The following is a 13415-nucleotide window of genomic DNA, read 5'->3' on the forward strand; positions in this document are numbered from 1 at the left end:
CGAGGTCGGGCGGACGAGCGAGGAGGACGAGGCGGGACCGATCAGGAGTCGGCAGAAAGCGAGCGGAGTTCGGTGAGTGTCGAGCGGATCGTTACCGTTGCGACATCGGCGACTTCGGCAGCGGCGGTTTGCGTGATCGATTCGGTGTGCGGACAGTCACAAGCAGCCTTGTAGAGGCAGGCAGCGGCGACGCCGCTTGGATTGCGGCCGCCGATGCGGTTGGCGGTGACGAGGGCATCCAGGTGCTCGCGAGCGCGACGCTCGACGGCTGTGTCGAGGTCGAGATTCGAAGCGAAACGCGGGAGGTACTGACCGGGATCGATCGGGCCAGTTGGAAGGCCAAGATCACGGTTAAGCGCGTCGTATGCTGCTTTAAGTTCCGCCTCGGTGGCGGCGGCGATGGTGACGACTTCGTCGATCGTTCGGGGGAGCGATCGGACGCGGCAACTTGCGTAGACGCAGGCAGCGGCAAAACCTTCGATAGAGCGGCCTTGCAGGAGGTTTTCGGACTGGGCGGAGTCGAACAGCGCACAGGCCTGTTCACGGAGGCAGTCGGGAAGAGAGAGGCGTGCCGTAATCCGTTTGATTTCGGTGAAGCCGAGAACCTGGTTGTACTCGGCTTTCGTCGAGATCGTGGCTCGAGTGTGTTCGCGGCGGAGGCGCGAGAGCTGTCGACGTTTCCGGCCGGTGATGCGGGTACTACGGTCGGAGACCGAGTCAGTACCGTAGCCGATCTTCGTCGAGAGACCGCGATCGTGTCGAGAACGGGTCAAGGGCGCACCGGTTCGACGACGGTCGGTGTCGTCGTCTGCAAACGAGCGCCACTCGGGACCGCGATCGATCGGGTCTTCTCCGAGAACGAGACCACAGTCCTCACAGACGGTTTCGGTAGCTGTCAGTCGGAGGAACCCACCACACTCCGGACAGGTCGGAGACGAATCGGATTGTGCCATCGGTAAGTAATCTTCGTATTGTGTTGAGTAATCCAGAGTATTTAAAATAATCGAAGTATAGAAAACTAAGAGTGATCGTAACGGAACTGAACAGGTTTTCGAGGAAGTGAAGAAGTGAAAAAAGGGCGCCGAACGGCCACCGGTTTTGACAGACGACGGGTCGTTTTATACATCTGTTCAGTGGAGGGGACAGACAGGATCAGGGATCGAGATGATAGGGACACAGGCGAGCCGGCATCAGTCTCCGCTCACGTCGAGTTCAGAACGGCGGCTGCCACACGTTGGATCGATGACGTTGCGACACGGACTGTTCGTGAATTGGCCGATCGATCCCGAGCGGATTCGGCCCCACGTTCCGTCCGAGTTGACGGTCGACACCCGGGACGGCACGGCGTGGCTTAGCGTGCTCCCGTTCGTGCTCACGAACGTCGGTTTCCGCGGGACGTCGGCGAGTACGCGAGTCGCGTTTGCGGAACTCAACGTTCGGACGTACGTGACGTACCGCGGTGATCCGGGGCTGTACTTTTTCAGCGTCGATGTCGGCCAGCACCTCCTCGCAAGCGTCGCCGGGTGGCTCACTCGACTCCCGGTTTTCCCCGCGGAGATGCACGTCAGTGGCGGCAGTGAGGGCATTCGGTTTTCGAGTCGGCGACTGCAAGCATCCAGTTGGCAGCGACGGTTTCAGGACGCGATCGGTTCGGAGCGGAAACCCGAGGCAACGAGAGGGGCGAACGCGAATGTGGATGCGAGTGCGAATGGTGATACGGAACCGCCCTGGTTCGTCGCGACCTATCGCCCAACGGGACCGATCGCGACTCCCGATTCGGAAACACTCAAACACTGGTTGACCGAACGGCGGCGGTTCTATGCGCCGAATCGCGACAGCGTGCTGGTCGGCGAAGTCGCACACGATCCGTGGCCGCTCCAGCCGGCCGAGGTGACCATCACCGAGAATACGATATTCGACGCGCTCGGGTTGGCACCGACGCGCGATGAGCCACTCGTCTACTACTGCGACGAACTCGAGATGACGGGCTCGATTCCACGCCGACTCTGAACGGGGCCGGTGGTAAGAGAACCAGATACCAGAATTCCGTCGGTAGAACCTGTATTGTGGGCGGGTATGCTACTCGGTAGACGTATTTGTAGCAGCATTGAGTGGTTCCTGCCGAGATCGATAGATATGTTACTATCATCCGAGATAATTATTATGGCACACAATCGATGGCACTCTCAGAGACAGACACAGCCTCCGGGAATCAGAACTCGTTCGTGTACGTAGTTGCGGGGTTAGCTGCGCTCAACGGCCTTCTATTCGGGTTCGATACCGGCGTGATTTCCGGTGCAATGCTGTACATCAAGGACACGTTCGACATAACGATGTTATTCGGCCAGTCGATCCACCCGTCTCTCGTCGAAGGGGTGATCGTCAGCGGCGCGATGGTCGGGGCGATCGTCGGTGCCGCACTCGGCGGCCGACTGGCGGATCGACTCGGACGGCGGCGGCTCATCCTGATCGGGGCCGTCGTGTTCTTCGTCGGTTCGCTCATCATGGCGATTGCGCCGACCACTGAGGTACTGATCGTCGGTCGTATCCTCGACGGCGTTGGCGTCGGCTTCGCCTCCGTTGTCGGACCGCTGTATATCTCGGAGATCGCACCGCCGAAGATCCGCGGGTCGCTAGTGGCGTTAAACCAACTGACGATTACGAGCGGAATCCTCATCGCCTACATCGTGAACTACGCGTTCTCGAGCGGTGGCGAGTGGCGCTGGATGCTCGGGCTCGGGATGGTCCCCGCAGCGATCCTGTTCATCGGTATGCTGTTCATGCCCGAGAGCCCGCGCTGGCTCTACGAACACGGCGACGAGGAGACCGCCCGCGACGTGCTCTCGCGGATTCGAACCGAGGGCCAGATCGACGCCGAGTTGCGCGAAATCACCGAAACTATCCAGAGCGAAACCGGGGGCCTGCGCGATCTGTTCCAACCGTGGATCGTTCCGATGCTCGTCGTCGGCAGCGGACTGGCGATATTCCAGCAGGTGACCGGGATCAACGCGGTCATGTACTACGCGCCGCGGATCCTCGAGTCGACCGGGTTCGGAGATACGAACTCGATTCTCGCAACCGTCGCAATCGGTGTCGTCAACGTCATCATGACCGCCGTCGCGGTGGCGTTGATCGACCGAACCGGTCGCCGACCGCTGCTTCTAACCGGGCTCGCCGGAATGACGGCGACGCTCGGCATCGCCGGCCTCGTCTACTATCTGCCCGGCCTCTCGGGCGGACTCGGTGTGCTCGCGACCGGCAGCCTGATGCTGTACGTGGCGTTTTTCGCCATCGGTCTCGGGCCGGCGTTCTGGCTGCTCATCTCGGAGATCTATCCGATGGAGGTTCGCGGCATCGCGATGGGCGTCGTGACGGTACTCAACTGGGCCGCAAACCTGCTCGTCTCGCTCACGTTCCTCCGTCTCGTCGACATCATCAGCGAATCCGGAACCTTCTGGTTGTACGGCATCCTCTCGCTCATCGCCCTCGTCTTCTGTTACCGGCTCGTTCCGGAAACGAAGGGGCGTTCGCTCGAGGAAATCGAGGCCGACCTCCGGAATACCGCCATCGGAACCGATCCGGGCGAAACGGACCGGACCGACGCCGTTCAAACGGACGACTGACGGCCACCGACGCTAGACGAGAGGGACAGACGACGGCCGAAACCGAACCGAACCACACTGTACTCGGTTCGCCGTTCACTTTTTCCCCGACCCCATATCATTATCTCCACTACCCGCCTGCTTCGACTATGGACGGACCAACACTGTTTCACCTCCACTTCAATACACCCGACGTAGAGAGCGCGGCCGAGCGACTCGAGCGAGAGGGCCTTCCCTGCACGCGCCGTTTCGGAACGGTTCGTGGAGAGAATCGATCGTTTGGTCCCGAAGACGACGTTCCGGACGAGTTCAGATTCAAGCTCCAGGTCCATCGTCGAGGGAACGTCGATATCACGCTCGCCCCCGGGAAGCGCCCCCGAATTGATCATCTCGGCCTTCGCAGTTCGGATTTCGATGGGGCACTCGAGCGGGCGCGCGCTCGCGGCTCGTCCGTTCGGCAGAACAGTCGGCGGACGTTCGTGATGACGCCGTGGACGTTCCGAATGGAGTTGCATCCGAGGGCTGACGAGGATCGGGGAGCGGCGGAACGGAGTGAGAGTGACGATACCGTATACCGGATCGAAGACGCACTGCTCTCGGTGCCGGACGCCGATGCGGTGCGGACGTATTTCGATACCGTATTCGGGGCTGTGCCGCAGTTGGCGATCGAATCCGGCGGGGAGATTTGGCTGGAGTCGTTTACGGTCGCTACCGACCGAAAACAGCGGAGAATAGACGTCGCGGAATTACTCGGGGCATAGACGGTCCGTTGCGAGTCGCTGCTACATGGGTTAGAACTGCGATCGGGAAGAGGCGTGCTGGGAGAACGAGCCGCCCAGTTCGGGAAACGGAACCGGTACCTGACACTCGACAGTTCCGTTCCTTACCGTTACTGTACGTCCGTATCGATCAGCCCGAACCGCGAGCCGCTGTCGCTCTCGCTCGCGTTTTCGTACACCACGTGTGCTGCGGCAACGTCCTGAATCGCCAGTCCCGTCGAGTCGAACACCGTCACATCCGTCTCGGCCGTGCGGCCGTCCGTCGTGCCGACGACGAGTTCACCGAGTTCGGCGTGGATGTCGGCGTCGGTGAGCGTGCCGTCGGTGTAGGGCACGTTGATCTCGCCGGAGTGAGTGCACTGCTCGTGGTCGTCGATGACGACCGTCGCCGCCTGCAGCAGGTCGTCTGCGAGTTCGTGTTTGCCCTCGGCATCGGCACCGATGGCGTTGATATGCGTGTGCTCGCCGACATCCTCGGGCGTGACGACCGGGTCGCGGACGGGCGTCACCGTCGAGAGCACGTCACAGTGGCCGGCCTCGGAAATCGAGCCGGCGCGCACGGTGAACTCGTCGTCGTAGGCGTCGATGAATCGCTGGACGCGTTCGTCGTCGAGGTCCGAGACGACGACTTCCTCGATCGGACGAACTTCGCTGATCGCGTCGAGTTGGGTGTACGACTGGACGCCGGCTCCGACGAGGCCGAGGCTCGTCGCGTCGGAGACGGCGAGGTGGTCCGTCGCGACGGCGGCGGCGGCTCCGGTCCGTTTCATCGTGAGCGTCGTTCCGTCCATGATCGCGAGCGGGAACGCGGTTTCGGGGTCCGAGTAGATCATCGTCCCCAGCACGGTCGGCAGGTCGTGGTCGGTCGGGTTGTCAGGGTGGACGTTGACCCATTTCAGGCCAGCGGCGTCCCACCCACCGGCATCGTCAGCATCGCGCTGCGATCCTGACCGGTTCGAGGAGGCGTCGCTTTCTCGAACGTTCAGGTAGGCCGGCATCGAGCGAAAGTCCCCGTTGTACTGGGGTAAATCGATATAGGACTTGGCCGGCATCTGGGTGTCTCCCCGTTCGAACGCGCCGAAGGCCTGCTCGACTGCGTCGATGAGCGCCCCCATCCGAATGTTCTCGTCGACATCGTCGCTATCCAGCAGAATGGTGTTCATATCCGCGAATATTGCGGGCGGCACCTTAAGTGATTCTTCCTGTGGTCGCGGCGTGATCGCGGTGGACGCGAGCGACGAATTGAGCGATCGCTATCCGGTTGAGAGCACAGAGACGAATCGGCAAACGGCAGAAAATGGGCCGCCGAAAGCGGTTGTGATAGCGGTCGAAATCGCGGTGTGAGCGGGGGTTTCCCCTCGCTTACATCATGCCGCCCATACCGCCACCCATGCCGCCCATGCCGCCGCCCATACCGCCTGGGCCGCCGGCGGGCATGTCTTCCTCGTCGTCGTCGTCGGCAACCGCGAGGTCGCCGGCGGCGATGACGTCGTCGATGCGAAGCAGCATGACGGCTGCTTCGGTGGCGGATTCGATGGCCTGGGTCTTCACGCGAAGCGGCTCGTAGACGCCTTCCTCGCCCATGTCGATGGTGTCGCCGGTGAACGCATCCAGTCCGGCGGCCTCGTTGCCGCCGTCGTGGTCGGCGCGCAGTTCGACGAGCGAGTCGATGGGGTCGAGTCCTGCGTTCTCGGCCAGCGTGCGTGGGATGACTTCGAGTGCGTCCGCGAAGGCCTCGACGGCGAGCTGTTCGCGCCCGCCGACGGAGTCGGCGTAGTCACGCAGCGCGAGCGAGAGTTCGACTTCGGGCGCGCCGCCGCCGGCCAGCACCTTGCCGTCCTCGAGGGTCGTCCGCACCACACCGAGGGAGTCCTCGATGGCGCGGTCGACCTCGTCGATGACGTGCTCGGTGCCGCCCCGGAGGATGAGCGTGACGGCCTGTGCGTCGTCGACGTCCTCGACGAAGATGCGCTGATCGCCGGCGATCTCCTTCTGGGCGACGCTGCCGGCGAAGCCGAGGTTGTCCTCGGTCAGGTCGTCGACCGTGGAGACCGGCGTTGCGCCGGTTGCGCGGGCCAGTTGGGACTGGTCGCTGGACTTGACGCGGCGGACGGCGATGATGCCCTCCTGTGCGAGGTAGTGCTGGGCCATGTCGTCGATGCCGCCGTCGACGAAGACGACGTCAGCTCCGACGTCGGCGACCTGCTCGGCCATCTCGCGAAGCTGGGCCTCCTCCTGCTCTAAGAACTGCTCGAGCTGGTCCGGGTCGGTGACGTTGACTTCGGCGTCGATCTCGGTCTCTTTGATCTCGAGGTCGCCGTCGACGATCGCGACCGAGGCGTCCTCGGCGAAGTACGGCATGTTGTCGGAGACGCGCTCCTTGTCGACGATGACGCCCTCGACGAGTTCGGAGTTCTCGATCGAGCCGCCGACGACCTTTTCGACTTTGACGTTGTCCGTGTCGACATCGTCGCCGTCGGAGACGGACTGGACGGCGTCGACGACGAGGTCGGCGAGCAGGTCGCGGGCGCTCTCTGCGCCCTTGCCGGTCATCGCGGTGGCGGCGATCTGGTGGAGGATCTCCTCGTCGTCCTCGTCGACGTCGACCGCGATCTCTTCGAGGGCCTCGGTGGCCGCTTCGGCGGCCTGGCGGTATCCCTGCGCGAGCGTGGTCGCGTGGATGTCCTGGTCAAGCAGGTCCTCGGCCTGGCTCAGGAGTTCACCGGCGACGACGACGGCGCTCGTGGTGCCGTCGCCGACCTCGTCCTCCTGGGTTTCGGCGACTTCGACGATCATGTCGGCCGCCGGGTGGTCGATTTCCATCTCCGAGAGGAGGGTGACGCCGTCGTTCGTCACGATGACGTTGCCCGAGGAATCGACGAGCATCTTGTCCATCCCCTTCGGTCCGAGTGTCGTGCGGACGGACTCGGCAACGGCCTTGCCGGCCTGTACGTTCATCGACTGCGCGTCTTTCCCGGAGGTTCGCTGGCTGTCCTCCGAGAGAACGATAAGGGGCTGGTTGCCCATCTGCTGTTGCGCCATAGTCACCCGAAGGATTGATTGTTATTCTATATAAATATTTTGGTGTCGATTCACGCAGAGCGCCTGAATCGACGGGGGCTATCGCTTCGAGAGAGAACGACCGGCGGTTATTTATGAGTGAACCGAACGAAAACGGGAGTCAAGCAACAGCTCAAGACGATCCGGAGCCGGGAAAGCGGTGGTACTGCATCCCCTGATGTTTCATCTCGTTGTGTCGCTCCTCCAGGAACGAGTAAACGGTTCCGTGTGGCGCGCCGTCGAGAAGCATCTCTGCGGCGCTGCGGACCGCATCGACTTGCGGTGGCGTGCCGATGATACCGAGCGTCGAGCCGTAGATAACGACCGATGCGCCCGACAGTTCTTCCATGAGTTCCCGCGTTCGGCCGCCTTCGCCGATGAGCCGGCCCTTCTGGCGCTTCAGGTCGTTCTTGTTCCGGGCCGCCGCGTCGATGTCGACGACGTCGAACAGCATCATGTCGTCTTCGAGCAACTGCAGCGCCTCCTCGGGAGCGAATCCGCGCCCGATCGCACGGACGATTTCGGGGGCTTTGAGACCGCGAACGGGGTCGCCGACCGTCTCGACGGCGACGGCACCGTCCTCCGAGTCGATATCCAACCGCACTTCGGCTTCCGCCTCGATCTCGCGCATCGTCTCGCCGCCCTCGCCGATGAGAACTCCGATCCGGTCCTGCGGAATCTTCACGTGCTGCATACACTCGGGTATTCGCTGCGTGAGGTTAAGACCTTGGTCCCCGCGCCAGCACCCGCACCGGCACCAGCGCCGCCGACCCGTCCGCAGGGCCGGCAACTATACTCGAGTTCAGCGTACCGGTCGTATGGCAACCGACCCGCAGTACGAACTCGTCACGAGCGCCACCGACCGGCTCGAGGGACCGCTGTTCCTCGCTCTCTCGAATATCGGGTTGGCGGGCCTCACCGCCGCCGATTACCTCGTCCAGCAACTCGAGTTCGACCAGATCGGTCACGTGCGGACGAAAAACCTGCCGACCGTCGTTCCGTTCCGAAACGGCGAGCCGCGGCGGCCGATCCGCCTCTACGCGAGCGACGACGCCGACTGCTGCGTGCTACTCAGCGAAACCGTCGTTCCGGTCTGGACCGCCGAGACCTTCGTCGATGCGGTCGTCGACTGGCTCGCCGAGACGGCGCTCGACGACCTCACCGTCTTGCACGGCATCCCGTTTCCGCACGGTCCCGACGAACACGAGGTCTTCTCGGTGGCAACACCGGACTACCAACGGCAACGGCTAGCCGACGCCGACAGCACGCCGCTCAGCGGCGGCATCTTAGACGGCGTGCCCGGCGAACTCACGACCCGCCGGTTCGACGGCGACGTTCCGCCGGTCGGCGTCCTGGTGACGCCGAGTCACCCGCCGGGACCGGATCTCGATGCGGCGCTTCGCTATCTCGCGTTCCTGACCGCGCACTACGACCTCGAAATCGACACCGAGCCGTTGCGCGAGCGCTCGGAAGCGCTCACCAGATACTACGCCGAACTCGCAGAGCGCATGGCGGCGATGGAGTCCCAGGAGACCCCGCTCGAGGGACGCACGCTTCCCGATGATCGAATGTACATGTAGCACGTGGCTCACCGGCCGAGCAGCGGCTGGGAGAACTCGGACAGCCCCGACCCCGGCGCTACTCCGAGACGGAGCGGAACCGTACGGACTCCGAACGCGTCTCGAGGATCGCGACCGTCCGGTCCGCCGCGGCCGTCGTCGGAAACTGCGCTCCTGGGTTCAACAACGTTGTTCCCCCGTACTCGGTGCGTTCGCTGACGTGGTGGTGTCCGTAACAGACGAACTCGTACTCGTCGGCGGCGGCGATCGCCCGCACCTCATCCATCGACTCGCCGTGGAGAACGGCGATCGAGAGCCCGTCGAACTCGAGATCCGCGAACCGACCGTGGAGTTCGCTCTTACCGCCGAGCGAGTCGAATGCCGCCTGCAGATTGCGAGCGTCACCGTCGTTGTTTCCGAGGACGCCGTGGAGTTCGAACTCCGAGAAGTACGGCACGATCAGCGGCGCAACGAAGTCGCCGCAGTGGACGACGATTTCGACGCCTTCGTCCTCGAAAATCTCGGCGATGCGTTCGACCGCGTCGACGTTGTCGTGCGTGTCGGCGACGATGCCGATGTTCATACGCAGTTCCCCGCGGGCGACCGACAAATAGTGTTGGGTCGAACTTAGGTCCCGACGACCGGCGACACCCCGGCGCTGTCGAGCGCCCGTCGCCGTTCCTCGTCGGTGAGCCGGTAGGGTTCGAGTTCAGTTGCGAGTTCATCGAGCGCGTTCCGCCGGCGCTGGTGGGCGGCGAGGAAGTCGGTGATGCGCTCGATCGCGAGGTCTTTCAGGTCGCCGCTCAGCAGGTCGCCCGCGCGGTAGGCCGCGCCGATGCGTTCGAGTTCGTCGTCGTCCGGTTCGAAGAAGAATCGGAGATACTGGAAGGGGACATCAACCGTCGGGTCGCCGCCCTTCTCACGGTGTTCCTCGAGCGTTGCCCGCCCGCCGGTGTAGGCGTGGGTGTGGATCGTCTCGGCGACGGTTTCCGGGTCGGCGGTGAGTTCGATCGAAGGTGCGTCGCCGGACGAACTCATCTTGCCGGGACCGGCGAGGCTCGGGAGGAAGCGCCCCAGGAGCGCACCCGGTTTTCGGACCGGAAGCGCCTCCTTCGCGGCCACGTCGCGGCAGACGCGGACGTGCGGGTCCTGGTCGACGGCGATAGGGACGAGCGTCGGCTGGCGACCCGCGACGAGTTGCGGGAGCAGGAGGTGGGTCGCCTGCACGGCGGGGTAAAACTGCAGACCGACGGTCTCCTGCTCGCCGTAGACGGCCTCGACGGTTGCCGGCGTGAGGTGCTTCGCGAGGCGGACCGCGATCGGGTAGAGCACGTCCGCGTCAGCGGTGTCGATCACGATCCGCGTCTTTGCGGGGTCGAAACCGACCGCGAGGATATCCCGCAGGTTCTCGCGGGTGTGCTCGCCGATCGACGCAAAGGACTGCTCTTTCGCGAGAAACTTTTCGTCGTCCGACAGCGGGATGTAGACCGTCGCGCCCGTCTCCTGCTGGAAGCGCTTTGCGAGATAGAGCGGCAGGACGTGCCCGAGGTGCATCGGCCCCGACGGCCCCCTGCCGGTGACGACCGCGTGCGGGTCGCCCGCCTCGGCGGCCGCGAGGTAGTCGTCCGCATCCCGACCGGCGTAGAACGTCCGGCGGCGGAGCAGCGGGTGGTCGGGAAAGCGTGTGATCTGTTCGTCCGTCAGCGGCTCAGCACCGAAGCGTTCGAGCAGTTTGTCGTAGTCGATCTCCCCGGAGACGGCGTAGGGCGTGACGGTGAACTCGTCATCGGCGTGGCTGTCGGCGTCATCCGGTTCGGTACTGTCGCGATCGGGCTGGAAATCGGTCGTCGTTGTCTCGGTGTCGTTGGAGTCGGACATCGTTTCGTATCCGTGGTGGTGAAACTACAGCGGTGACTGGAAGTCGAAACGGCGGAGAACGAACGGAGGGAGCGCCCCTCGCCGCAACCGATCGGTTAGGCCGCGTCGGCGACCGCGAGGACACTGTCCGCTCTCGAACGGGGCTGCCAGCGCCACTGCCACTCGAGAGCGGCCGTCATTACGTGATACTTCGGGGCAGGACAGATTAGCGTTTCGGGCAGTGAAGACGGACGAGCGAGCACCTGGTGGCACCAGTCGCCACGTGGCCTGTTGGAGGTTCGATGGCCTTGTCTTCCCGGTTTCCCCGGGAGACGACAACGGTTAACGCGGTCGGCGGCGTGATGAAACAATAGCGCCAACGATACGACACGTCCTGACGGGGACCCGTTGTGTCTGGTGCACCACACGGAGGAGTCGATGGCGACAGCAATAGAGGCCGAAAAAGAAGCGGTACAACGCGGCTGCAAAGCTACCCGGAGGAGGCAGGATGACTGACTCCATCGTCTACATTGACCGGTCATCGGTACGCGAGGGGAAGTTGGACGAGCTCAAGGCAGCGATGGCGGAGTTGGTGGACTTCGTCGAGACCAACGAACCCGAGATACTATCCTACAACGTCTACTTCAGCGCCGACGGCGAGCGGATGACCGTAATGCATACGCACGCTGATTCGACGACGCTAGAACAGCACATGGAAGTTGCGGGTTCGGAGTTCCCGCCGATTGGGGCGTTCATCACGCTCGAGTCCATCGATGTGTACGGTCAGTTACGCGAAGATCTCGTTCAGCAGTTGCAAGCAAAGGCTTCGACACTGGGAACCGGGAGGGTCGTCGTACACGACCTCTTCCAGGGCTTCGACCGCGTTATAGGCGACTGAGCAAGGTGGGATCTCACGGAAGACATATTTTACAGAGCCACTGTCAGTTGCGAGACGGATCCGGCTCGGGATCGGTCACGAACTCGAGGAGGTCGTCGGCGTCGGTGTCCAAGCCCTGCCGGGAGAAGAAACTCGACACGTTCTCGCAGTCGCGCTCCAGGAAATCGCGGCTGTTGGGATGGTGAACGGTGACGGCCTGTCCGAGGTCGATCACCACGAGTTCACCTTCGTGGAAGACGACGTTGTACTCGCTCAGGTCGCCGTGGACGATGCCGGCCGCGTAGAGGCGGCGCATGTACTCGCGCATGACCTCGTAGGCGGTCCGGGGATTCTCGATGTGAACCTCGCCGAGGCGCTTGGCGCGGCCCTCGTCGTTGCCGATGTACTCCATGACGAGCACGTTTCGTTCGGTGGCGATCGGTTCGGGGACGCGGACGCCGGCTTTCTTGGCCCGCCGGAGGTTCGCGAACTCCTTTTTGGTCCAGGCGAGGACGACGTCTTTCTTCTTGCCGCCCAGGCCCTCGAAGCGCGGGTCGCCCTCGAGATAGTCGCGCATCTGGCGGAAGTTCGAGGCGTTGATCCGGTAGACCTTGACCGCGACTTCGCGGTCGTCGCCGAGCGCGTGATAGACGTTCGCCTCCTTGCCCGTCGAGAGCGGCCCGCCGAACGCCTCGACGTAGCCGTCCTGGACGAGTTTGTACAGCGCGGCGAACGTCGCGTCGTCGAATACCGACTGCTCAACCTTGAACTGGTCGGCGTCCGTGATGCGTTCCTCGAACTGCTCGAACTCGCGGTCGCGCTTGCGGGCGATCCGGTCGGCTTCGGTGTCCGACACGTCGATTTCCTCCCACTCGTCGCCCGGCGTCTCGGCCTCGTCGAGGTCGACTAACCCGAACTCCGCGTCCGTTCCCTGTCCCATCTACTCCGTCGTAGGGGGCGCAGGCGGGTAAAGGACCGGGTATCCCTCGCGGTGCACCGACGGCTTCCACCCGCCTCGAATCAGCATGTTAGGCCTGGCTTTTTTCGCTTGGCGTTGTAGAGGTACAGATGAACGGAACGCAGAACGAGACCATGAACACGAACAGGACCACGACCACGACCACGACGATGACCACGGCCACGACCGAGCACGTCACCGCCCGGTTCGCACAGCCGATGGAGACAGCCAACCGATGACCAGCTACGACGTGACGCTCGAGCGGACCGACGGTCCGACCCAAACGATCGCGGTCGACGAGCGCGAGACGATACTCGAGGCGGCCCGGCAGGCCGGCGTCCGGCTCCCGTCTGACTGTCGAAAAGGAACCTGCACGACGTGCGTGGGACGAGTGCTCGCCGTCGATGGTGAACCCGAGGCCGAATCCGAAGTCGAAGTAGAGACCGAAGCCGAACCTGAACTCGAAACGCCGTCCGGCGATCGGAGCGACCACCAACCCGACGCCGCGACCGCCGTCGACTACCGACGGCCGCCGCGGGCGCTCGAGGAGCGCGAACGCACCGACGGCTATGCGCTGCTGTGTATCGCGCTGCCCAGAGCCGACTGTCGAATCGAGGTGGGGCCGAGGGTACGCGCGGAAGTCGGCGACAGTCCGTGGAAGTAGTCGCTCCCGGCGTCGCCCTCTCAGACCGGGAGCCGGCATCGTCGCGCCACCGACGGACA

Annotated in this window: 15 protein-coding genes; 8 read left to right on the forward strand and 7 right to left on the reverse strand. The window is 63.5% G+C overall.

From position 1 onward, the window contains the following. Positions 1–41 precede the first annotated feature (41 nt). Positions 42–953, reverse strand: a complete 912-nt coding sequence (locus C480_RS07720) for a transcription initiation factor IIB (RefSeq protein ID WP_006665056.1) — start codon at positions 951–953, stop codon at positions 42–44. Positions 954–1242: 289 nt separating this feature from the next. Between C480_RS07720 and C480_RS07725 the strand changes: the two genes are divergently transcribed. The 3 genes from C480_RS07725 to C480_RS07735 all read left to right on the forward strand — a co-directional run bounded on the left by C480_RS07725 (position 1243) and on the right by C480_RS07735 (position 4363). Beyond that, positions 1243–2010 carry a YqjF family protein gene (locus C480_RS07725; protein ID WP_006665057.1) on the forward strand — a complete coding sequence of 256 codons (768 nt, stop codon included), beginning with the start codon at positions 1243–1245 and terminating at the stop codon, positions 2008–2010. A 167-nt stretch (positions 2011–2177) separates the two neighbouring features. Further along, positions 2178–3623: a sugar porter family MFS transporter gene (locus C480_RS07730; RefSeq protein ID WP_006665058.1), complete on the forward strand. Its 1446-nt coding sequence runs from the start codon at positions 2178–2180 to the stop codon at positions 3621–3623. Between the two features lie 128 nt (positions 3624–3751). Next, positions 3752–4363, forward strand: coding sequence for a hypothetical protein (locus C480_RS07735; RefSeq protein ID WP_006665059.1), 612 nt, complete (start codon positions 3752–3754; stop codon positions 4361–4363). A gap of 128 nt (positions 4364–4491) precedes the next feature. On the opposite strand, the gene C480_RS07740 is transcribed toward C480_RS07735, so the two are convergent. After that, a complete protein-coding gene (locus C480_RS07740) occupies positions 4492–5544 on the reverse strand; it encodes an alanine dehydrogenase (protein ID WP_006665060.1) in 1053 nt (350 codons plus the stop codon). Between C480_RS07740 and C480_RS07745 the strand changes: the two genes are divergently transcribed. After that, positions 5534–5725 (forward strand): hypothetical protein, encoded by a 192-nt coding sequence (locus C480_RS07745; protein ID WP_049903403.1) that lies wholly within the window; start codon positions 5534–5536, stop codon positions 5723–5725. The two genes, C480_RS07740 and C480_RS07745, sit on opposite strands and share 11 nt — an antisense overlap. A gap of 18 nt (positions 5726–5743) precedes the next feature. On the opposite strand, the gene thsA is transcribed toward C480_RS07745, so the two are convergent. Further along, on the reverse strand, positions 5744–7408 hold the full coding sequence (gene thsA, locus C480_RS07750) for a thermosome subunit alpha (RefSeq protein WP_049903405.1): 1665 nt from the start codon (positions 7406–7408) through the stop codon (positions 5744–5746). A gap of 166 nt (positions 7409–7574) precedes the next feature. Then, the gene (locus tag C480_RS07755; RefSeq protein WP_006665062.1) at positions 7575–8135 is read right to left on the reverse strand and encodes a KH domain-containing protein; all 561 of its coding nucleotides are present in this window, start codon (positions 8133–8135) and stop codon (positions 7575–7577) included. A gap of 124 nt (positions 8136–8259) precedes the next feature. On the opposite strand from C480_RS07755, the gene C480_RS07760 reads away from it, so the two are divergent. Continuing rightward, positions 8260–9021, forward strand: a complete 762-nt coding sequence (locus tag C480_RS07760; RefSeq protein WP_006665063.1) for a proteasome assembly chaperone family protein — start codon at positions 8260–8262, stop codon at positions 9019–9021. Between the two features lie 58 nt (positions 9022–9079). On the opposite strand, the gene C480_RS07765 is transcribed toward C480_RS07760, so the two are convergent. Both C480_RS07765 and C480_RS07770 read right to left on the reverse strand, forming a co-directional pair. Beyond that, positions 9080–9583: a metallophosphoesterase family protein gene (locus C480_RS07765; protein ID WP_006665064.1), complete on the reverse strand. Its 504-nt coding sequence runs from the start codon at positions 9581–9583 to the stop codon at positions 9080–9082. Positions 9584–9627: 44 nt separating this feature from the next. Continuing rightward, a complete protein-coding gene (locus C480_RS07770; RefSeq protein ID WP_006665065.1) occupies positions 9628–10878 on the reverse strand; it encodes a tryptophan--tRNA ligase in 1251 nt (416 codons plus the stop codon). A gap of 487 nt (positions 10879–11365) precedes the next feature. On the opposite strand from C480_RS07770, the gene C480_RS07775 reads away from it, so the two are divergent. Beyond that, entirely contained in the window at positions 11366–11755 is a 390-nt protein-coding gene (locus C480_RS07775) for a hypothetical protein (protein WP_006665066.1), read from the forward strand. Between the two features lie 43 nt (positions 11756–11798). Here the strand turns inward: C480_RS07775 and rio1 are convergent, their stop codons facing one another. Then, the gene (rio1, locus tag C480_RS07780) at positions 11799–12674 is read right to left on the reverse strand and encodes a serine/threonine-protein kinase Rio1 (RefSeq protein ID WP_006665067.1); all 876 of its coding nucleotides are present in this window, start codon (positions 12672–12674) and stop codon (positions 11799–11801) included. 128 nt (positions 12675–12802) lie between these two features. Here rio1 and C480_RS24510 point away from each other — a divergent pair, with 128 nt between their 5' ends. Further along, positions 12803–12931 carry a hypothetical protein gene (locus C480_RS24510; RefSeq protein ID WP_275040270.1) on the forward strand — a complete coding sequence of 43 codons (129 nt, stop codon included), beginning with the start codon at positions 12803–12805 and terminating at the stop codon, positions 12929–12931. Continuing rightward, positions 12928–13356: a 2Fe-2S iron-sulfur cluster-binding protein gene (locus C480_RS07785; protein WP_006665068.1), complete on the forward strand. Its 429-nt coding sequence runs from the start codon at positions 12928–12930 to the stop codon at positions 13354–13356. The genes C480_RS24510 and C480_RS07785 overlap by 4 nt, the downstream gene beginning before the upstream one ends. Positions 13357–13415 lie beyond the last annotated feature (59 nt).

It is taken from the genome of Natrialba aegyptia DSM 13077 (genome assembly GCF_000337535.1).
GTDB classification, from domain to species: domain Archaea; phylum Halobacteriota; class Halobacteria; order Halobacteriales; family Natrialbaceae; genus Natrialba; species Natrialba aegyptia.